This window comes from Paenibacillus whitsoniae (assembly GCF_003955665.1).
In the GTDB taxonomy this organism is placed as follows: domain Bacteria; phylum Bacillota; class Bacilli; order Paenibacillales; family NBRC-103111; genus Paenibacillus_E; species Paenibacillus_E whitsoniae.
Genome location: NZ_RXHU01000078.1, coordinates 1 through 19,134, shown reverse-complemented (window position 1 = coordinate 19,134; position 19,134 = coordinate 1). Strand labels below are relative to the sequence as shown.

At 51.7% G+C, this 19,134-nt stretch carries 22 protein-coding genes; 17 read left to right on the top strand and 5 right to left on the bottom strand.

What is annotated here, in order from left to right:
- Positions 1-85 precede the first annotated feature (85 nt).
- Together EJQ19_RS23795 and EJQ19_RS23790 are read right to left on the bottom strand one after the other, a co-directional pair.
- On the bottom strand, positions 86-514 hold the full coding sequence (locus EJQ19_RS23795; protein WP_126143823.1) for a threonine/serine exporter family protein: 429 nt from the start codon (positions 512-514) through the stop codon (positions 86-88).
- A complete protein-coding gene (locus EJQ19_RS23790; RefSeq protein WP_126143740.1) occupies positions 514-1,290 on the bottom strand; it encodes a threonine/serine exporter family protein in 777 nt (258 codons plus the stop codon). The genes EJQ19_RS23795 and EJQ19_RS23790 overlap by 1 nt, the downstream gene beginning before the upstream one ends.
- 146 nt (positions 1,291-1,436) lie before the next feature.
- On the opposite strand from EJQ19_RS23790, the gene EJQ19_RS23785 reads away from it, so the two are divergent.
- The 12 genes from EJQ19_RS23785 to EJQ19_RS23735 all read left to right on the top strand — a co-directional run bounded on the left by EJQ19_RS23785 (position 1,437) and on the right by EJQ19_RS23735 (position 14,065).
- Positions 1,437-1,913: a GNAT family N-acetyltransferase gene (locus EJQ19_RS23785; protein WP_126143739.1), complete on the top strand. Its 477-nt coding sequence runs from the start codon at positions 1,437-1,439 to the stop codon at positions 1,911-1,913.
- A gap of 35 nt (positions 1,914-1,948) precedes the next feature.
- Positions 1,949-2,545, top strand: coding sequence for a DUF1697 domain-containing protein (locus EJQ19_RS23780; protein ID WP_164716693.1), 597 nt, complete (start codon positions 1,949-1,951; stop codon positions 2,543-2,545).
- Between the two features lie 658 nt (positions 2,546-3,203).
- Positions 3,204-3,356 carry a hypothetical protein gene (locus EJQ19_RS31960; RefSeq protein ID WP_164716692.1) on the top strand — a complete coding sequence of 51 codons (153 nt, stop codon included), beginning with the start codon at positions 3,204-3,206 and terminating at the stop codon, positions 3,354-3,356.
- A 17-nt stretch (positions 3,357-3,373) separates the two neighbouring features.
- Positions 3,374-4,222: a polysaccharide deacetylase family protein gene (locus tag EJQ19_RS23775; protein WP_241243063.1), complete on the top strand. Its 849-nt coding sequence runs from the start codon at positions 3,374-3,376 to the stop codon at positions 4,220-4,222.
- 99 nt (positions 4,223-4,321) lie between these two features.
- On the top strand, positions 4,322-5,254 hold the full coding sequence (locus EJQ19_RS23770) for a manganese-dependent inorganic pyrophosphatase (RefSeq protein ID WP_126143737.1): 933 nt from the start codon (positions 4,322-4,324) through the stop codon (positions 5,252-5,254).
- Between the two features lie 237 nt (positions 5,255-5,491).
- Entirely contained in the window at positions 5,492-7,105 is a 1,614-nt protein-coding gene (locus EJQ19_RS23765; protein WP_126143736.1) for a type 2 periplasmic-binding domain-containing protein, read from the top strand.
- 81 nt (positions 7,106-7,186) lie between these two features.
- On the top strand, positions 7,187-8,146 hold the full coding sequence (locus tag EJQ19_RS23760; protein ID WP_126143735.1) for an ABC transporter permease: 960 nt from the start codon (positions 7,187-7,189) through the stop codon (positions 8,144-8,146).
- Positions 8,147-8,176: 30 nt separating this feature from the next.
- Positions 8,177-9,064: a carbohydrate ABC transporter permease gene (locus EJQ19_RS23755; RefSeq protein WP_126143734.1), complete on the top strand. Its 888-nt coding sequence runs from the start codon at positions 8,177-8,179 to the stop codon at positions 9,062-9,064.
- Positions 9,065-9,188: 124 nt separating this feature from the next.
- A complete protein-coding gene (locus tag EJQ19_RS23750) occupies positions 9,189-10,967 on the top strand; it encodes a sensor histidine kinase (RefSeq protein WP_126143733.1) in 1,779 nt (592 codons plus the stop codon).
- The gene (locus tag EJQ19_RS23745) at positions 10,942-12,552 is read left to right on the top strand and encodes a response regulator (protein WP_126143732.1); all 1,611 of its coding nucleotides are present in this window, start codon (positions 10,942-10,944) and stop codon (positions 12,550-12,552) included. The genes EJQ19_RS23750 and EJQ19_RS23745 overlap by 26 nt, the downstream gene beginning before the upstream one ends.
- A 197-nt stretch (positions 12,553-12,749) precedes the next feature.
- Positions 12,750-13,730 carry a peptide-methionine (R)-S-oxide reductase MsrB gene (gene msrB, locus EJQ19_RS23740; protein ID WP_126143731.1) on the top strand — a complete coding sequence of 327 codons (981 nt, stop codon included), beginning with the start codon at positions 12,750-12,752 and terminating at the stop codon, positions 13,728-13,730.
- Positions 13,731-13,810: 80 nt separating this feature from the next.
- Positions 13,811-14,065, top strand: coding sequence for a DUF3892 domain-containing protein (locus tag EJQ19_RS23735; protein WP_126143730.1), 255 nt, complete (start codon positions 13,811-13,813; stop codon positions 14,063-14,065).
- 53 nt (positions 14,066-14,118) lie between these two features.
- On the opposite strand, the gene EJQ19_RS23730 is transcribed toward EJQ19_RS23735, so the two are convergent.
- Positions 14,119-15,012 (bottom strand): cation diffusion facilitator family transporter, encoded by an 894-nt coding sequence (locus EJQ19_RS23730; protein ID WP_126143729.1) that lies wholly within the window; start codon positions 15,010-15,012, stop codon positions 14,119-14,121.
- A 217-nt stretch (positions 15,013-15,229) separates the two neighbouring features.
- On the opposite strand from EJQ19_RS23730, the gene EJQ19_RS23725 reads away from it, so the two are divergent.
- Positions 15,230-15,493 carry an HPr family phosphocarrier protein gene (locus EJQ19_RS23725; protein ID WP_126143728.1) on the top strand — a complete coding sequence of 88 codons (264 nt, stop codon included), beginning with the start codon at positions 15,230-15,232 and terminating at the stop codon, positions 15,491-15,493.
- A gap of 104 nt (positions 15,494-15,597) precedes the next feature.
- Here the strand turns inward: EJQ19_RS23725 and EJQ19_RS23720 are convergent, their stop codons facing one another.
- Complete coding sequence (locus tag EJQ19_RS23720) at positions 15,598-16,497, bottom strand: YitT family protein (protein WP_126143727.1); 900 nt, start codon at positions 16,495-16,497, stop codon at positions 15,598-15,600.
- Positions 16,498-16,519: 22 nt separating this feature from the next.
- Positions 16,520-16,900, bottom strand: a complete 381-nt coding sequence (locus EJQ19_RS23715; protein WP_126143726.1) for a hypothetical protein — start codon at positions 16,898-16,900, stop codon at positions 16,520-16,522.
- 159 nt (positions 16,901-17,059) lie between these two features.
- Between EJQ19_RS23715 and EJQ19_RS23710 the strand changes: the two genes are divergently transcribed.
- The 4 genes from EJQ19_RS23710 to EJQ19_RS23695 all read left to right on the top strand — a co-directional run.
- Entirely contained in the window at positions 17,060-17,251 is a 192-nt protein-coding gene (locus tag EJQ19_RS23710) for a hypothetical protein (protein ID WP_126143725.1), read from the top strand.
- A gap of 136 nt (positions 17,252-17,387) precedes the next feature.
- Complete coding sequence (locus EJQ19_RS23705; protein ID WP_126143724.1) at positions 17,388-17,897, top strand: hypothetical protein; 510 nt, start codon at positions 17,388-17,390, stop codon at positions 17,895-17,897.
- Positions 17,898-17,927: 30 nt separating this feature from the next.
- Positions 17,928-18,680: a phosphoribosylformimino-5-aminoimidazole carboxamide ribotide isomerase gene (gene hisA / locus EJQ19_RS23700; RefSeq protein ID WP_126143723.1), complete on the top strand. Its 753-nt coding sequence runs from the start codon at positions 17,928-17,930 to the stop codon at positions 18,678-18,680.
- Between the two features lie 25 nt (positions 18,681-18,705).
- The coding region (locus EJQ19_RS23695; protein WP_164716691.1) for a hypothetical protein at positions 18,706-19,134 on the top strand (429 nt) is incomplete at its 3' end.

The window sequence follows — 19,134 nt, the reverse complement described above, 5'->3', positions numbered from 1 at the left end:
CCAAGATATAGTTCCGATAAAGCTTATAGGTAAAAATTATAAATGGTCATTTTCCTATAGTGAAATGTTATAGTCCCTAGGAAATTTATACTTCACGTTTGCGCAGCAGTTGATTTAACACCTCCGAGAAAACAAGGCCGATCGCGATGGCGCCGGACAGCAAAAAGGCTTGAACCGCCAGCTGCACGGCCACATCGTAATGGTGAAGCACCACGTTGCGCATCGCATCGTAGGCAAGTCCGCCGGGTACGAGCGGAATAATGCCGGACACGCTGAACACGATGACCGGCGTTTTGAACGATTTGGCGCATAAATGGCTGACTAAGGTCACGCTGAACGATGCGAGCAGCGTTGCCAAAATCGTATCGACAGCGTACTGCGTCATCAGCATATAGAGCACCCAGCCCAGCATGCCGACAAAACCGCATTGCAGCAGGGTGCCTCGAGGCACGTTGAACAAAATGGCAAACGCTGCCGTTGCGATAAAGCTCGTCACGAGCTGTTCCATAAGCATCATGCGGCATAACCTCCTGCATAGAGGGATAGCACGAGGGCAATTCCGGCCCCGATCGCAAATGCCGTCAGGAACGCCTCTGCGCCTTTGGATACGCCGGAGACGAAATGGCCTGCCATCAAGTCGCGGACGGCATTCGTAATGAGCAGTCCGGGCACGAGCGGCATAACGGAGCCGATAATGATCGTATTCAGCTCGTGACCGAGGCCCGTGCGGACGAAGAGATAGGCGACGGCGCCAATCAGCAGCGAAGCGAGAAACTCGGCGAAAAACTTGATCGGCAGCAGCCGGTGAAAATAAGTCAGTGCCAAAAGCCCGGCTCCGCCGGTCACGAAAGCCGGCGCAAAGTCGGCCCAAAGGCCTTTGAACATGATCAGGAAGCAGCCGCTGGCCAAGGCTGCCGCCAGTATCTGAAACCAGACGGGATACCTCGTCTGGTTTTGATCGACGGCCGTCAGCTCGCGTATCGCCTCGTCCGGCCGGAGCTCGCCTTGCGAGATCCGCCTCGAGATCGCATTGACGAGCGTCACTTTGCGTAGGTCGGTTGAGCGAGTAGAAATACGGATTAGTCGAGTAATCGGCGAGCTGCCGTCAATGGCAAAAATAATACCCGTCGGCGTCACGTAGCTATGTGAATGGTCGGCGCCGAATGCGCTTGCGACGTGGTTCATCGTGCTTTCCACGCGGTACGTTTCGCCGCCGCTTTCGAGCATGATTTTACCTGCCAGCAGGCAGACTTGGGCGATGTTCTCGTTGGATGGAGCGGGTTGAGACATGGGGGACGTCCTTTCTTTGTGCCATACTATGCTCAAGTATATCGGATCGGGGGATCGAATGAAAATTGATAATTGAACATAGTTCAGTTACGATAGAGAGAAATTTATTTTACTAGATAAGAGAGTTCATGGGAGGCCCAGTGGTGATGGAGCTAAAACTATTTTTCGTGCCCGATACCGATCCGGATTTGCACGCGTTAATTGCGAAATTGGACGATGATTTGATGCAGCGCTATCCGAAAGAAGATATATTTACCGTAGATTTTCATGCGCCTTATGTGAAAACGATGAAATTTGCCGTCGGCTACATTGACGATCGAGCTGTGGCTTGCGGCGCGCTTCGGCCATTGGATGAGGAGAGCACGGAACTTAAGCGCTTCTTTGTCGATCCGGCTTACAGGAAGCAGGGGATTGCGTCGAGGCTGCTTGCTTTTCTGGAAGGGGAGGCGCTGCGGCAGGGCAAACGCTGGATTCGCCTTGAAGCGGGGGCTCCGCAGCCGGAGGCGCTTGCCCTATATATGAAGCATGGCTATTCGTCTATCCCAAGATTCGGGGAATATGTGGCATGCGCAAGTTCCCTCTGCTTCGAGAAAGCCATCGGCGGAGCGGAAAGTGTGGTATAATTTGCCGTAATCTAGGGATGATGGAGGCGAACAACATGAGTGTCTTTATCGCATTGCTTCGCGGGATCAACGTCAGCGGTCAGAAATCGGTGAAAATGGACAGGCTGCGCCAGCTTTTTGAAGGGTTGGGCTATACGGATGTCGCCACCTATATTCAAAGCGGCAATGTGGTGTTTCGAGCGGGAGCTCAGCTGGCTGAGGGGCTTGATTTTGCGACGAAAAATGATTCGGCTGCGTCTGCACAGCTCGAGGCAGCCATTCACGAAGCATTGCTCGCCCAGCTTGGCTACGATATCCCGGTGCTCGTGCGGACACCCGCAGAGCTGCGGGATATCGTTGCTGGCCAGCCTTGGCCGCTTCCGCAGAAGGGAGCTGCGTCAGAACCGCAAGTATATGTGACACTGCTGGCGCAACTGCCGTCGGAAGCAGGACTTGCGAAGCTGCAAGGCGTCCGGAGCGGGGACGATGAGTACGTCGTCGTAGACAGGACGGTCTATGTGCTGGTTCGCCAGCGATACGGCGATACGAAGCTCAGTAACCAGACGATCGAGAAGAAGCTCGGCGTCTCTGCCACGACGCGAAACTGGGAGACGATTAATCGGCTCATTCAATTAGCGGAGGCGGCGGAGTAGGGCGAGGTAAGTTTGTGCTCGATGGGGTGGCAGTGGTGAGCGGCAGGGGCAGATAAACCAGCTGAGCTAACTTGATAAGCCTGCGAAAAAGCAGGCTTTTTTTGCAATTGGGGCTCCTTTGGATGAATGCCTGCGAAATGGCAGGTTTTTATGTGAGTTTCCTCCAAATGAGCGGAAATGGATATAAAAGCCTGTTTTTGCGCAGGCATTTTCGAAAACGGAGGCGATTTGCGCAGAATAGATGCTTATTTGCAGGTTTGGGAGGCAGCTTAGGGAGGGAGAGCTGCCATGCGCTCTCTCCGACTCTCTTGTCATTCATACAGCCGATGGATTTCAGCGCGCTACTAACACACCCCATACCCTGAACTGGAATTTCTCCAGTTCATTGTTCCGAATCGGAGAGAAAGAGCTCCATGAACTGGAAAAGCTCCAGTTTAATTTCAGAGTTTGTACGGAGGTAGGGGAATTACGGTCAAATGTGATGGAGAAATGCCAGTTCAGATGCCCATTTTTGCGAAAAGACAGTTCATATGCGGGAGCTTTTCCAGTTCATCAACGAAGTAGCGGTGAGCAGCGGGGTCCTGCCAATCGTTCGGATTGGTACGATTGTACCAAGATTTGCATAGTCCCGCGGCGGGCGGGAAAGCCTGAAAGGAGAATGGGCGTCGTAACCCAACCGACGGCTGCGGTTGCTGCGAGCTGCCGGGCATGCGTACAAGAGCGCATTGCCTCGGATGAAGCGCAGAGCAATCCGCGGTCGCGCAGCGCGGCAAGCACTGCGGTGCGACCGGGCGGTGCGACGCTACTCTGACGAAGCGGGTGACAGCTATGCGAAGAAGAACTAAATCGGCTGCGACATACATCGCAGCCGTCACGATACTGGCGCTGCTCTGCGCAGCAGCAGCGCTTTTACCAACGCCCGCCGGAGCGAAGCCGGCGGCGGGCCGGGCGGAGCACGGGGTGGCCATCCCCGTGCTGAATTACCACAGCATCGGGGTGGCGCACGGGAATCCGTACGTGCTCCCCCCCGATGCGTTCGCGCGGCAAATGAACTACTTGGCCGCGCAGCACTACACCCCGCTCACACTGGACGCCTTCGTCCGTGTGCTCGCGGGCCAGATGCCGTCACCGAACAAGCCCGTGCTGCTCACGTTCGATGACGGCTATGCCAACAACGCGGAGACGGCGATGCCGATTCTCCGCGAACACCACTTCCCGGCGACATTGTTTCTGTCGACGGGGCTGGTCGATCTGCCAGGCTATTTGAGCTGGCAGCAGGTTCGCGAGCTTGCGGAGGCGAATTGGGACGTCATGCCGCACACGGTGACGCACCCGCATCTGCCCAAGCTGGATCAAGCACATCAGCGCGCGGAGATCATGGACGCGCGCCGGAAGATCGAAGCGGTGCTGGGCAAGCCCGCGCCGGTGTTTGCTTATCCGTACGGGGAGTATAACCGGACAACGCTCCGCATTTTGCGGAAAAACGGGTTCCGGTACGCGTTTTCAACGGACGATGGGTGGGCAACGAACCGGCAAAATCCTTATAAGCTCAAGCGGATCGTCGTTCGGAGCGAGGACTCGTTGGAGACGTGGGCGAGGAAGCTGACGGATCGAGATTTTGCGGAGGGGAAAGAAGCTTGGGTTCCAAACTTGTCATTTCAGATGAGCGCTTTCTGATTAGCAGTGGATTTACTTGGATTTTTGAGTATAATCGTTATAGAGGTTGTACTTATAGAAATCTTTAGCACTTCAATAATACGTGTAAGGAGTCGTCCCATGTCAAAAACACTAATTTTCGGGCATAAAAATCCGGATACTGATTCAATCTGCTCGGCCATTGCTTATGCAGCGCTGAAAACCAAACTCGGCCAGGAAGTGGAAGCTGTCCGCTTGGGCGCGGTGAACGGCGAAACGCAATTCGCGCTGGACACGTTCAAAGCCGCAGCGCCTCGTCTTGTCGAAACGGTTGCCAATGAAGCGCAGAACGTGATTCTGGTTGACCACGTTGAACGTCAGCAAAGCGCGACGGATATTGACCAGGTCCGCGTTGTGGAAGTGATCGATCACCACCGGATTGCCAATTTTGAAACAAGCCATCCCCTGTACTATCGCGCTGAGCCGGTTGGCTGTACAGCGACTATTTTGAATAAATTGTACAAAGAAAACGGCGTTGCCATCGACCAAGACATCGCCGGTCTGATGCTTTCCGCTATCATTTCCGATTCTTTGCTGTTCAAATCCCCGACTTGCACGGAGCAAGACGTTGCAGCAGCTCGCGAGCTTGCGGCGATCGCTGGCGTTAACGCGGAAGAGTATGGTCTGAGCATGCTCAAAGCAGGCGCCGATCTGAGCGATAAAACGGTTGCCCAATTGATCTCCCTGGATGCGAAAGAGTTCACGATGGGCAGCTACAAAACGGAAATCGCACAAGTGAACGCGGTTGACGTAAACGATGTGCTGTCCCAGCAAGCAGAAATAGAAGCTGCGCTGCAAGCGATCATCGCCGAGAAAAACCTGGATCTGTTCCTGTTTGTCGTGACAGACATATTGAACAACGATTCCGTCGGGCTGGCGCTTGGCCGCAAAGCAGATGCCGTTGAGAAAGCGTACAACGTGACGTTGGCCAACAACAAGGCGCTGCTGAAAGGCGTCGTTTCCCGTAAGTCGCAAATCGTGCCTGTGCTGACAGACGTGTTTAATAATCTGTAAGCGCCAGCTCATCTCCATAAAGGTTCCGTCAGCGTGTATATGACGGGGCTTTTTTTGTCATTCAAATAGTTGTAAACGTTCTCATTTATCTCTATGTTTCTTGATTAGACACACCATTTCTTGAACTAGTCTGCTAGTTAAGTCAATCAGCCCGACCTATAATAAATTCAAGTCAACGTTAACAAGTTACGACATGAGGTTTACAAACGTACAGCAAACAGAAGGGTGTTGAAAGAGATGAAGAAAAAATGGCTAGTCATTGCCATGACAACAATGGTTGCGCTTACAGCATGTTCAAAGGACGACCCGTCCGCAACAGGGACGCCGGGTTCTGCCGGCAATTCGGCTAAGACAACGGAAGCTGCAAAGCAGCCCAAGCTATCCCTGAATTGGTCCGTTACCAGCGCGTTCCTAGCGAACGTCACGCTGCCGTCAGCCGACAAGGATTTTGTGAAAAAAACGATTGAAGAGAAGTTCAATGTAGATTTGAAAATCGACTATATGGTCATTGGCAAAGAGTATCATGACAAGCTGAACGCTACGCTTGCCGGCGGAAGCGCACCGGACTTGTTTATCGCCGGCGCAGCGGAGTCGCAAAAGTACATTAACGATGGCATCACGGCCAATCTGAGTTCGTTCGTAACACCGGCAACGATGCCGAATTACTTCAAGTGGGTCAGTAAAGAGGAAGTGGATGCTTTTCAGCTGAAACAAGGGGAGTTCTCACGCGCCATGCTGCCTTTCCAGCGCAATACCTACGCTTCATGGTACATTCGGCAGGACTGGCTGGATAAATTAGGGCTGAAGGCGCCGCATACTTATGCAGAATTGACCGAAGTGATGACCCAGTTCACCAAAGGGGATCCAGACGGAAACGGCAAGCAGGATACTTATGGATTCTCAGCGGCAGGAAGCGGTCAAAATTTACCGTTGGATTTTCCACAATGGCTCAATAATGGCTTTGTCGCCGACTTTATGATCGTGGATAACAGCTATGTGGACAACCGGACGGATCTGAAGGTGCAAAACGTGATCGATCAGGTGGTCGAATGGAATAAAGCCGGCATTGTCGATCCCGACTGGTTCCTGAACAAGGCGCCTGCGCATATCGACAAGGCCGCACAGGGCAAGGTAGGGATGATTTTCACGCCGGGCGACAAGACCATCGCCCTGGACAGTGTGGCGACTTCGCTGCAGAACCGCAGCAAAGCGCTTGATCCGAAAGCGAACTGGCAGCCGATTTATCCGCTCGACAAGCCGGTCATGTGGAAGTACAACGTGCCGGAGAATACGATTCTGATCAGCAAGGCGACAGCCGACAAAAATCCGGAGAAAGTGAAACGCTCCTTGGAGATCGTCAACTGGCTGGGCAGTGAAGAAGGCTTCTTGCTGACCCACTATGGGCAAGAAGGCAAGCACTATACAAAAGACGGCAAGAAGATCACCCTCAATGTGGCTGCCTTTGAAAGCGATATCGCCAAAGCGGGCAACTGGCTGAACGTATACGCTGTTTTCACACCGGACGAACCGAATGTACTCGGTCTGGAATTAATCGACTCCCGTGTATCCGAGCATGATCGTGCCATTCTCAAGACCGTGGAGGGGTTCCCGAAACACAATGCACTGCCGCCTGTCAGCTTGGTTCCACCGAATGGCATTAACATTGGAGATTTCCGCAAAGAAATGAGCAAATTCCATGCCAAGGCCGTTCTTGATGATAAAAGCGGCAAAAACTGGCCGCAATACCGTGAAGAGCTGATGACCAAGTTTAGAGGGAAAGAGATTTTTACCGAGTATACCAAACAGATTAACGCAGCGCTGAAGGACAAGAAGCTGAACGATTTTAAATAAAAATACCAGATCGGAAGGGAGCTCTGAGAGGTTCGGAGTTTCCTTCTGCATTCGGATAGGATCACCGAGGAGGGAACGGCGATGGCCGAAATCGTAAGCGCAAAGATCGAAAATACCGCCGCGCCACGCTTGGTCAAGCGGGACAGGATGCGCAGCATCTACCGCTTAAAATGGTTTTACTTGATGATGGTGCCAGGCTTGATCTATTATATTTTGTTCCATTATGCACCGATGGCGGGAACGTTAATCGCTTTCCAGAACTACAATTTGATGAAGGGCATCTGGGGGAGTCCGTGGGTCGGGTTTGATAATTTCCGTGTGATTTTTGATAGTCCCGATTTTTTGCCTATTCTACGGAATACGCTGTTAATCTCTGTCTATAAAATCATAGGCAGCATGGTGCCGGATGTGATCTTAGCTCTGATGCTCAATGAGATTCGCGCCCTCTGGTTCAAACGAATTGTGCAGACGATTACGTACGGGCCGTATTTTTTATCCTGGGTTATTGTTTACGGCTTGGTTTTCTCTTTTCTGGCTCCGGGCTCAGGACTCATCTCAACATGGGTTCGCGATATGGGGTGGGGACAAATGGATTTAATGACGAATCAGGATTTCTTCAGACCGATGCTCGTATTTACAGAAATTTGGAAAAACACCGGTTTTGGTGCGATTATCTATTTGGCTGCCGTGGCTTCCATTAATCAAGAGCTGTACGAAGCCGCTGTCGTAGACGGGGCAAGCCGTTGGCGCCAGCTCTGGCATGTGACGCTGCCGGGCATCCGCGATGTCTTTGTGCTGCTGCTGATTATTCGGATTGGCGGCATTCTGGACGCGGGGTTTGATCAGGTGTTTATTTTCCTGAACGCGCGCGTCTATGAGGTGGGGGATATCGTGGATACATGGGTCTATCGGTATGGCTTTGAACGGCTCGAGTTTGGCGTAGCCGCAGCGATGGGGGTATTTAAATCGGTCGTAGGTTTCGTCCTGGTGCTCGGTGCAAACCGGTTAGCCAAAAAAGTGGGAGGTTCCGGCATATGGTAAGGAATCAACATGAGAAGGAGGCGGCAATGCATGTCTCTTGTCGTACATAAAACGAAAGCGGATAAGGCGGCAGATGCCGTCATCTACGCTTTGCTGACGCTGTTCGCGCTGCTTGCGCTATTTCCGTTGTACTACGTCTTTATTGTTTCGGTTACGCCTTATATTGAAGTGATGCGAAATGGTGGGTTTGTCATTTGGCCCGAACAGTTTACCCTTGACGCTTACAAGGAGATTTTCGGGAGTCCCCGAATTCCACAGGCACTTAAAATTACGGTGTTTATTACGGTGGTAGGCACGCTGTTGAATATGGTCGTAACGACGTTGCTCGCCTACCCGCTGTCGAAAAAATTCGTGCCGGGGAGAAATTTCATTCTGATGGCCTTAGTCTTTACGATGATGTTTAGCGGAGGCATTATTCCCTTGTATATCATGGTACGAAGTCTTGGCTTGTATGATACCGTGTGGGCGATGGTCATTCCAGGCATGGTCTCGACATTCAACTTATTAATCGTCAAAACGTACTTTGAAAATTTGCCGGCGGAAGTGGAAGAAGCGGCTAAAGTAGACGGGTGTGGCGATTTGTCCACCTTGTTCCGTATCGTGCTTCCTTTGTCCGCGCCGATCATGGCAACGATTGGATTGTTTTATGGCGTTACGCACTGGAACGAATATTTTAAAGGGATTTTCTATCTCTCTGATAAATCGCTGATGCCGATGCAGGTTGTCCTCCGGAGCATGATTCAATCGCCCAATGTCAGCACGGAGCTATCACTAAACTCCTTGGCGCTGGATACGCTGCCTCCGGAAACGATCAAGATGGCCGTCGTCGTGGTAGCAACGCTGCCCTTGATGATTATTTATCCGTTCCTGCAAAAATACTTTGTCAAAGGCGCCTTGCTTGGCTCGGTAAAAGGGTAGAACAAGGAGCGGATTGGAATGAGGCTGCGGATAGCTGCGTACAGAGCGGCAAGGGTCATGCTATAATATGGTGAATATTGGCATGTGCTGTTGAAACAGCTCACATGTAAGGGAGTGCTCGTGCATGATTCGTCGTCGACTCACAGGAACAAGCTTTCTCTCCAGCGTCAGTACCAAGCTGTTCATTCTAACCTTTTTGTCCGTCGTCGTCGTCTTCGTCGTGATCGCTTTTTTCGGATACCAGCGATTATTTGCACCGATTCGTCAAAATAATGAAAAACAACTGCAAAGCTCGGTCGTGCAAATTGAAAATTATATAAAAACCGTGATGAACTCGCTCCAAAGTCAACTGATCTTTCTTGCGAATCCGGTTCTCTACGACAACATGGACGAAAACGGATTCAGCCAACTGATTGATAATATTATGACGTTTCATCAGGATCAGCTTCAGAGCATCTATTTAATCGAGAACGGCAAGGTACGGATCAGCTCGCCCTACGGCTATCAATTCTACATTGCGCCTGAGATGATCACCGAAATTATGGCACAGACAAGTAAAACAGGCTTCTGGTGGAGTCAACCCCACGCGGTCAGTCAACGATCTGTCATTACCGTCTCTAAACAGGTCGATAGCAAACGCTTAATTGTGCTGGATATAAATTTGGATGCCCTCACCGGTCCGCAGATCATTCAAGGTGAGAAGCAGCGCATCTATTTGTTCACAAGCCAAGGTGACTATTTGTCAACGAACACCTATCTCGCTTATCCGAACTCGTATAAGGATCATTTGGAGATGAAAGACGCTCTGCAAGCGTTAACGCGCAAAAGCGGAACCTCCTACAACAACGTGCATACGTCTTTTGGGGATTATGCCGTGCTCAGCAGCAATCAAAATCGCTGGGACTGGGTTGTCTTTTCCGTAATTGAGGAATCGCAAGCGTTTCCTTTGCTGGCACCGTTGAAGCGGCAATCGATTTTTGTCCTGCTGACAGCCATCATCCTGGCGATCATTGTATCTGTATGGATTGCGAACTACATCCATAAGCCGGTAACGGTCATTACTCGTCAGTTTAAAGCGGCGGCACGCGGTGAATTGGAAGCCCGCATTAAACTGAGACGAAATGATGAGTTTACCTTTATTGCCGACGGCTTTAATCGGATGATGGGGAATATTCAGTCGCTGTTCGACGATCTGAGGGCTTCCGAAGAAAAGAAGCGGCATCATGAGTTGAAGGTGCTGCAATCGCAGATTCATCCGCATTTTTTAAATAATACGCTCAACGCGATTTACTGTTTAGGCGAAGCGGGCTATTCCGGGCAAATGGGGGAAATGCTGCGATCGCTGATGGGGCTGCTGCAATATTCGACCGATAAAGTCGGTGATATTGTGACCGTTGAGGATGAACTCCTCCAATTGGAAAACTACGTTCAGCTCATGAACCTGAGATATGGGGATGTGTTCGAAATGGATATCGCCATTCCTGAAAGCTTTTACAGCACGCCCATTCCTAAGTTAACGGTCATTACGTTAGTGGAAAATAGTATTTTTTACGGATTGAGCAAAAAAGGGGTTAATCATATCATCGTATCCGGGAAATGGAGCGAGACCGATTATGTTGCTCTAGAAGTTTCCGACACAGGTCCTGGCATCGACCCGGCGAAATTGGCCGTCATGATGGCTGAAACGGAAACGCTCAATCCGCATAAAGGTTTGAACAACTTAGGTCTGCGCAATGTTCATGAACGATTGCGAATGACGTTCGGCTTGGCGTACGGCCTGCAGTTCCACAACGAACCGGAGGAAGGACTGAGCGTCACGATTCATCTTCCTTCCGAGGAAGTCTGGAAAAACCAAATCTGCCAAGGAGGGATGTCTCATGTTAAAGCTGTTGATGGTCGATGACGAGCAATGGATTCGAGAGCGATTTTCTGAGCGGATCCCTTGGTCGGAAGCGGGTTTTACATTTCTGGGAGCAGCTTCCGGGGCGGAAGAAGCAATTGGTATGATCGAACGGAACATGCCGCATGTGCTGCTAACGGATATTACGATGCCGAATATGAACGGTTTGGAGTTAGCCGCTTATGTGCGCAGGCGATGGCCGCGAATCCGAATTGTTATTTTGACGGCCTATGGCGAATTTGAATATGCCCGGCAAGCGATTGAGCTTGGCGTCGATAATTATTTAATCAAGCTGGCCCAAACCCCTGCGCAAATCCTTGATGCCTGCCGCAAGGTCGCCGAGTCGATCGAGCAGGAGATGGATGTTGACCAGAAGCTGGCTATGCGGCTGGAGCTGGAGCGGGAGAAGGAATGGCAGCGAAAGCGGCAATGGACGGAATATGTGTTGGAAAATGAAGGGAAGGGCGATCAGCGATTACTGCCCGAGGACTGGTTCGGCAGCTTACATACCGCCAGCTATCTGGTTGATTTTACCCTCGGATGGCGGTTGCATCCGGAATTTGAGCAGGCAGCACATCAGACTGAGGCAATCATGCTGTTTCAAAGACAACTTGCCGAAGAACTTGAACGGAAGATGGATTCGGAGCTCGGCGATGGCTGCAAGCTTACCCTACTGCCATTGCGGCAAATGAGGTTGGGGCTGTTGGTGAGTTCGATGCAGCCGATGAACGCATTTTATTTAAAAAAGATTGCGATGATTGCACTGGATACTTTGAAAGCGCATGCACTTGCACATACCTATCTGCATATCGGCGATTTGCGGGATCTTGATAAGCGGCCACTCGATGAGAAGCAGCTTGGCCAAATGCTTAGGGAGGGGCTCGATCGTCTCGCGGCCTATTTCTATAAGTCAGATACGTCGATGATCGGCAAGCAAGCCGTTCCGCTGCGAAGACTCGATTCGGATATTAGCCGGGAATGGATCGCTAACATGGTCAAAGCACTGCAGCGAGGGAATGTTGAGGCATTCCGGGAGAGCGCATCCCTCATGATCGGATGGACGGAGGCTCCGATTCATCCAGCAGATCTTCTGCGTATAACGAAGCAAATCTTTCAACCGGAGCTTGTTCAACTGCCGGATGCCGTCATCGTACGCTTATCCGAAATCGATCAGTTGGAAACGTGGGAGGAGTTCTGCGGGTGGTGGACGGACACGATGAACGCCATCAACGACTGGTTGAAGGAGCGGTTCCTACCGCCGACTGCCTTTCGCAAGGAAATCCAGATCATGTGCCGTTACATTCGCGAGCACTATATGGAGGATATGCAAGTTGCGGAGCTTGCGAAGCTCGTACACATGCATCCCTCTTACGTCGGTCAGATGTTCAGGCAAGAGGTTGGCGAAAACCTCTCTGATTATGTCAATCGGGTGCGTATGGAAAAGGCGAGTGAGCTGCTGGAGAATACAACGATGAAAATTTATGAAGTATCCAGCGCAGTCGGTATTTCGGATTACCGCTATTTTTGCAAAGTGTTCAAAACCTATACCGGATTTACGCCAACGCAATTCAAAAGCAAACACAGCTAGCTGTCCAATCTAAAATGGTTGTCGGGCATGATGGCAACAAATCTGTACAAGTACGATAAATAGTTTTTTTCCATCGCCCTCCCCTGGGCTGCTGTCAGTGGGAGGGTTATGGGCTTCAGCCTGTACTGCGCAGCTTTGGTATTCCCGGAGGATTTTGCTATGATAGAGAAGAAACTTGATAAAGAGGTGAGTGAAGTATGACGGAATTATCGCAATCCAAATTTGAAAAGGCGACATTTGCCGGCGGATGTTTCTGGTGCATGGTCACACCATTCGATCAGCTGCCCGGTATTCGATCGGTCGTGTCCGGTTATATTGGCGGGCACACGGTAAACCCGACATACCAGGAGGTATGTTCGGAAACGACAGGACATGCCGAAGCGGTGCAAATTACATTTGATCCTACGCTTTACTCCTATGATAAATTGCTGGAAACGTATTGGCGCCAAATCGATCCGACGGATGCCGGCGGGCAGTTCCATGACCGGGGGTCGTCGTACCGGACGGCGATTTTTGCCCATACGGATGAGCAGTACGCGAAGGCGGAAGCGTCCAAGGCGGCGCTTGCGCAGAGCGGCCGGTTTGATCGACCGATTGCGACGGAAATCGTTCGCATCGACAGCAGCGCTTTTTACCCGGGCGAAGAGTACCATCAGGATTATCATGTGAAAAATCCAATGCGCTACAAGGCGTATCGCAAAGGCTCGGGACGCGACGCGTTTATCGAACGGCATTGGAACACGGCGCAGGATAAAGAGGCGCGGAAGCAAGCGTTGACTCCGCTACAATACGAAGTGACGCAAAATAACGCGACGGAGCGGCCGTTCCAGAACGAGTTCTGGGATCATCATGAAGATGGGCTGTACGTAGATATTGTGTCCGGCGAGCCGCTTTTTACGTCTTACGATAAATTCGATTCGGGCTGCGGCTGGCCGAGCTTTACGAAGCCGTTGTTCGAAGGTCTTGTTAAGGAAAAGGTAGACACCAGCCATTTCATGGTTCGTACTGAGGTGCGCAGCCACGAGGCGGATTCGCATTTGGGGCATGTGTTTAATGACGGGCCTGGGCCGAACGGGCTGCGCTACTGCATCAACTCGGCGGCACTGCGCTTCATTCCGCTGCCCGAGATGGAGAAGGAAGGCTACGGCGCGTATTTGCGCTATTTTGACAAGAAGTAAGCGACGCTTACCACGATGTTATGCGCTAGATGCATGATTTCCCGCCCCAGGTGGCATACTAAAGGCGGGAGGCGATCAACATGGAACAAACATTCAACCAGAACAACGGACAGCCAGAAGAGGTCGTAGCAGTCCGCAAAAACGGTGATGGCGATATCGTTGAGCTGAAGCTGACGTCCGGTCGGGTAGTCGATTACAAGACGGCGCAGACGATGGTCAAGAACAACGAAATTCAGCACCTGAACGTGTTTAAAGGCCGCGACAATGAAGAGCATCTGCGCTCCGATGCGGACGGGCGCAAGGACAACAATCTCGATAATTTGCCAACGTTTTAAAGGCGAACTGCAAGCGCCCCTTCTCCAAGTATGGAGGAGGGGCTTTTTCTGCGTTATTCATCCGCATACCACGGATTCAAATGAATCAACACCTCGTCGACATCGGGATGTGCCACCATGATCGACTTCTTGATGATGCGCGAGATGTCGTGGCCCTGTTGGATCGTCAGCTCGCCCGAGACGGAAATCCGCGCATCTACGAGGATGTAATGGCCGTGCTCACGGGCGCGCACGCGGTCGATGCGCCGCACGTCGGGGCAGGCCAGGATCAGCTCCGTGATCTGTTCGAGCTTGTCATGATCGACGGTTTTCTCCATGAGAATATCGAACGATTCTTTGGCCATTTCGATGCCTAGCCTCAGAACAAGCAGGGAGACGACGACACCGCCGGCCGCATCGCCGTAAGCCAGCCAGCGAATGTCGTAGTGCGATCCGACGAAGGCGAGGCCGATCCCGACGACGGCGGCGAAGGAGGCGTACACATCAGCCAGATGATCCTGCGCGGTCGCAATGAGGCCCTTTCTGTTCGTCATCTTGCCGATGCGAATAGTGTAGACGTAGAGCCCGTATTTCCACGCCATGGAGATGGCGGCGGCGATAAAGGCGATCAAGCTCGGGGCGTCCGGCTCGTGAAAGAAGGCGGTGGCGGCGTGGTAACCGATATAGAGCGCCGCGAGTACGAGAATGAATGCGACGAAACCCGAGCCGAGCACTTCCGCCTTGCCATGGCCGTACGGATGGTCTTCATCCGCGGGCAGCTTGGAGATGCGCATGGCGCTCAGCGCCGCCACGGAGGCGATAATGTCCCCGGCGTTGTGGACGCCGTCGGCAAGCAAGACTTCACTATGAAAAATAAGTCCGATACCAATTTTGCCGATCGTCAGCAGAATATTGCTGATCAGGGAGAGCCAGATTGCCCATAGGGACGAGGTGTTGCTGCTGCTCATCAATGATGACCTCCTGCGAAAGTGTTTCCTGAAGGAAAAAAAATCCCTCGACCGGGGGTCAAGGGATGGTTCAGCGTTATCAGGGTATAAGGCTTGTTAGAAAAAGATAAAAAAGGCATCTGTCAACACTTCACTTTACACAAAGATCTTTGTATAATACCACACATAACCGCAAATCACAATGCGGTCATGCGACTATGGGAAGGAAGCCGAGACGATGCGAGTACATGAATTTACGATTCACCGTGAGCTAGAACGCAGCGATCTAGCAGGCCTGTCGGCCAAATCATCTCATTTTATGTCGGACATTACGCTTGATTTCGATTACGACGACAAGCACCACACGGTGGATGTGAAAAGCCTCCTGGGCATGCTGCTCATTCCGATTCGGGCAGGCACACTGCTGCGGTTATTGACGCGGGGCAAGGATGAGGAAGAGGCGATGCATTTTATTTTTGATCAATTCAAGCCTTTTCTCTAGCCAGGCAGTCGGCGTGGAGTAAAATGTGACCGTTTTCATTGGGGAATGGGAACGATGGATAAAGAAATGGCCTCCGTCCGCATAGGACAGGGGCCATTTGCCTTTTAGTGAATATCTTTCTTCTTAAAGCGTCCGCCTTTGACATCGTGAATGTTGCCGATCGCGAGAAAGGCGCGGGGGTCGAGTTCTTCGACGATATTTTTGAGCTTCGCTTCTTCCAGCCGCGTGATGACGCTGAAAATGACTTTTTTCTCGTCGCCCGTATACGCGCCTTCGCCTTTCAGGTACGTCACGCCGCGTCCAAGACGCGAGGTGATGGAATCGCCGATCGCCGCATACTCGTCGCTGATAATCCAGACGGATTTCGATTGATCCAGACCTTCGATCGTAATATCAATCATTTTGTAGGCGATGAAGTAGGCGATCAGCGAGTACATCGCGCGGTCCCAACTGAACACGAAGCCGGCGCTCGCCAGAATGAATAAGTTGAAAAACATAACAATTTCGCCGACGGAGAACGGCGATTTTTTCGTAAACACGATCGCCACGATCTCGGTTCCGTCCAGCGAGCCGCCGGAGCGGATGACAAGTCCGACACCAATGCCGAGCACGATGCCGCCGAAGACGGCCGCGAGCAGCGGATCGGCTGTAAAGGCCTGCACGGAATGCAGCATACTCGTGCCGATGGACATCAGGATAACGGAGAATGTCGTCGAGATGGCGAACGTTTTGCCAATCTGCTTGTAGCCAAGTATGACGAACGGTAAATTGAGCAGAACTAGAAAGATGCCGATCGGAATGCCGGAGAGATGGGAGACGATAATCGAAATCCCGACAATGCCGCCGTCGATAATGTGATTAGGAACCAGAAAAATTTCAAGGGCAACCGCAACGAGAATTGTCCCGATGATCATGAACAGAATACGCTGGGCGAATTTCTGCCGCGTTAATTTTCCATGTTTGGCTTGAAAGTTCGGATCTGTTTGTGCAAGTGAATTGGCCATGTCTCTTCCTCATTTCTTCAAATCATTTCGTAGGATGTACAGAATGAGAGGAAAATATTAGGCCCATGTACGTCGAAGTGAATTTGAGGAATGCGAGGAGCAGCACTTTGAGCCGCTTCCAGATCGGATATATAAGATATACAATGAAGATCACGAACACGGTGGTGTCGTAGCGCTGCTGGGCATCTTCATAAACCGGTTGGCTTGGCAATTGCAGCTGGATGATTTCTTTCGTAGGCAGCCCCGGCTGAACGGTCAGCACTTGCGATGTGCTCGCCAGCACTAGCGCGTCAGTATTCACTTCCGGCTGATGCGAGATTGGCGGGGTTAGCGGGAAAACAAACAAGCCAAGTATGATCCAGACCAGTAGTGTCCATTGCCATTTCCGTGTAAAAGGATGCATCCCAAGTCGTTCCCTCCCTTCACCGAAGTATAGAAAATGTGTAAAAATTGTAGCACTTCCTTGTGGGATGAGTCAAACCCGCCCCCCTACGCATACAGTGTTAATAATGCTCTTCCATGAAGTTCCTGAGAGGAAGACGCGCAAAGGTGGAGGTAAGACGTGAAAAGCCGTGTGCTCGTGATCAAAATGAATCTTTTGCCCTGGTACAATGAACTGGACGATACGCTCGAGGTGGAGCGGCTCACCTTTCCGACAGCCGTACGTGAACGCATCCTCGCGTTTGGCGAGTACCGCATTGTTACCATTGGACGCAATCAGACCCGGCTGCGCAAAATTCGCAAAGAAGAATAACGTTCCAGCCCGGTTGCTTACACCGAAGCGAAATGTGTTATAATGAAAGGCAGGATTTAGGGAAGAGGCAGGCGGAGTCCTGCTTCTTTTTGCGTCATGGTAAGCATCACAGGACGGGGGTTCGTAAACGAAAACTATGCTAACATTAGAGCAAAAATTACGCATAATCGAGTCATTTCCAGAGCTGCAGCGCAAGGATGTGTCGCTGGGCCGCATTAATTATCACTATGAAGAAAGTGTGTACGATAAGAAAAATGTGGTGTACCACTTACACCCGAACGGGAACGGTTTCGTCTATGCGGAGCTAATCCAGGGCTATCGCACGGATGACAGAGGTCTCGTCAACATTCGGGATTTTACGGAGGACGAGCTTCGCGACGTAGTGGCGAAATCGATTCTTTCACTTACGGGCACGTCCGTATCCAAGGGCGATGCATTGGCGGTGGCCGGAGCGGACGAGCCGGCTGATAACGAAGAGGAGCAGCATCGGGAAGTATGGCGGGACGGGGAGGGGCATACGCTGACGGTCTTTTTCCTGGAGGATCTGTGGTACGTCTATGCGGGTGTGAATCTGGACTGCGCGTTTGAGACGTACGAGGAGACGGTGGAGTATTTGGAAGAGGAAGGCTTTGAGAAGCACGACTAACATACGCGGTGAGGGGAAGTTGAACGTCAAATGAAATTCAGACCATGCATCGATTTACATAGCGGCAAAGTGAAGCAAATTGTAGGAGAAACGTTAGGCGGGGAAGGGGAAGCGGTCGTTGAGAATTTCGTGTCCTCCCATGACTCCGCTTACTACGCGGAAATGTTCAAGCGTGATCATTTGAAGGGTGGTCATGTCATTATGCTCGGCGGCGGGAACGAAGAGGAAGCTGTCAAAGCGCTTCAGGCGTATCCCGGCGGCTTGCAGATCGGTGGCGGCCTTACGGCAGACAATGCGGCTTCGTATCTGGCACAGGGCGCTTCGCATATTATTGTAACGTCCTATATTTTCAAGGATGGTCAACTGAACATGGACCATTTGCAGAAGATCGTCGCGGCGGTTGGAAAAGAGCGCTTGGTGATCGATCTGAGCTGCAAGGAAAAAGACGGCCGATGGTTTGTGGCGACGAACCAGTGGAAGGTGCTTAGCGACTTTGAGCTTACGCCGGATAGCATCAAGTTCCTGGAGCAATACTGCGATGAGTTCCTGATTCATGCGGTCGATGTGGAGGGTAAACAAAGCGGCATTCAGCAAAGCCTTGTCAGCTTCCTGGCACAATGGGTGTCGATTCCGACGACGTATGCGGGCGGTGCGCGTTCGTTTGATGACTTGGCGCTCTTCCGCGAGCTGTCCGGCGGCAAACTCGATATTACGGTTGGCAGCGCACTCGATATTTTCGGCGGCAAATTGTCCTATGAAGAAGTCGTGAAACAGCTCGCCTGATTTTTGAGCCAAATGGGGGATGGGCATGGCGCTCGCGCGCAAGCTTTATTACAGCGGCATGTTGCTGCTGCTGGTGCTGATGGTTGTGGGGGAACTGATCTGGCTGCCTGACCCTCTGCGCTTCGGAGGCGGTATCTACTGGATCGATGCCATCGATTATGCGATTTATGTGCTGGCGTTGGTGCCGATGTTCTGGCTCGCTGGCGGCTTAAGTCGATTGTGGGCTGACAAGCGAGGAGGCGCACGCGTGCTGCTTAGCCTGCTCGTTCTGGTGAATCTGTGCAGCGCGATCCTGCTCGTCACGATTCCGAAAACGATCACGTACTCGGGCGGAGCGCTTGCCCTGAGTTGGCTGCTCGTGCTCGTCGATCTCGGCGTGCAGGAAAGACAGCGGTGCAAAGTGCCTCGGCGGACGTTGTGGACGTTCGGTCTGTCCCTCGCTCTATTCTGTCTC

Coding starts and splice junctions, on each gene's coding strand:
- EJQ19_RS23705 (WP_126143724.1), top strand. CDS start 17,388: ATGCTAACATTAGAGCAAAAATTACGCATAATCGAGTCATTTCCAGAG.
- EJQ19_RS23765 (WP_126143736.1), top strand. CDS start 5,492: ATGAAGAAAAAATGGCTAGTCATTGCCATGACAACAATGGTTGCGCTT.
- EJQ19_RS23795 (WP_126143823.1), bottom strand. CDS start 514: ATGCTTATGGAACAGCTCGTGACGAGCTTTATCGCAACGGCAGCGTTT.
- EJQ19_RS23780 (WP_164716693.1), top strand. CDS start 1,949: ATGAGTGTCTTTATCGCATTGCTTCGCGGGATCAACGTCAGCGGTCAG.
- EJQ19_RS23770 (WP_126143737.1), top strand. CDS start 4,322: ATGTCAAAAACACTAATTTTCGGGCATAAAAATCCGGATACTGATTCA.
- EJQ19_RS23775 (WP_241243063.1), top strand. CDS start 3,374: ATGCGAAGAAGAACTAAATCGGCTGCGACATACATCGCAGCCGTCACG.
- EJQ19_RS23720 (WP_126143727.1), bottom strand. CDS start 16,497: ATGGCCAATTCACTTGCACAAACAGATCCGAACTTTCAAGCCAAACAT.
- EJQ19_RS23745 (WP_126143732.1), top strand. CDS start 10,942: ATGTTAAAGCTGTTGATGGTCGATGACGAGCAATGGATTCGAGAGCGA.
- EJQ19_RS23760 (WP_126143735.1), top strand. CDS start 7,187: ATGGCCGAAATCGTAAGCGCAAAGATCGAAAATACCGCCGCGCCACGC.
- EJQ19_RS23785 (WP_126143739.1), top strand. CDS start 1,437: ATGGAGCTAAAACTATTTTTCGTGCCCGATACCGATCCGGATTTGCAC.
- EJQ19_RS23730 (WP_126143729.1), bottom strand. CDS start 15,012: ATGAGCAGCAGCAACACCTCGTCCCTATGGGCAATCTGGCTCTCCCTG.
- EJQ19_RS23790 (WP_126143740.1), bottom strand. CDS start 1,290: ATGTCTCAACCCGCTCCATCCAACGAGAACATCGCCCAAGTCTGCCTG.
- hisA (WP_126143723.1), top strand. CDS start 17,928: ATGAAATTCAGACCATGCATCGATTTACATAGCGGCAAAGTGAAGCAA.
- EJQ19_RS23755 (WP_126143734.1), top strand. CDS start 8,177: ATGTCTCTTGTCGTACATAAAACGAAAGCGGATAAGGCGGCAGATGCC.
- EJQ19_RS31960 (WP_164716692.1), top strand. CDS start 3,204: ATGGGCGTCGTAACCCAACCGACGGCTGCGGTTGCTGCGAGCTGCCGG.
- EJQ19_RS23735 (WP_126143730.1), top strand. CDS start 13,811: ATGGAACAAACATTCAACCAGAACAACGGACAGCCAGAAGAGGTCGTA.
- msrB (WP_126143731.1), top strand. CDS start 12,750: ATGACGGAATTATCGCAATCCAAATTTGAAAAGGCGACATTTGCCGGC.
- EJQ19_RS23715 (WP_126143726.1), bottom strand. CDS start 16,900: ATGCATCCTTTTACACGGAAATGGCAATGGACACTACTGGTCTGGATC.
- EJQ19_RS23750 (WP_126143733.1), top strand. CDS start 9,189: ATGATTCGTCGTCGACTCACAGGAACAAGCTTTCTCTCCAGCGTCAGT.
- EJQ19_RS23725 (WP_126143728.1), top strand. CDS start 15,230: ATGCGAGTACATGAATTTACGATTCACCGTGAGCTAGAACGCAGCGAT.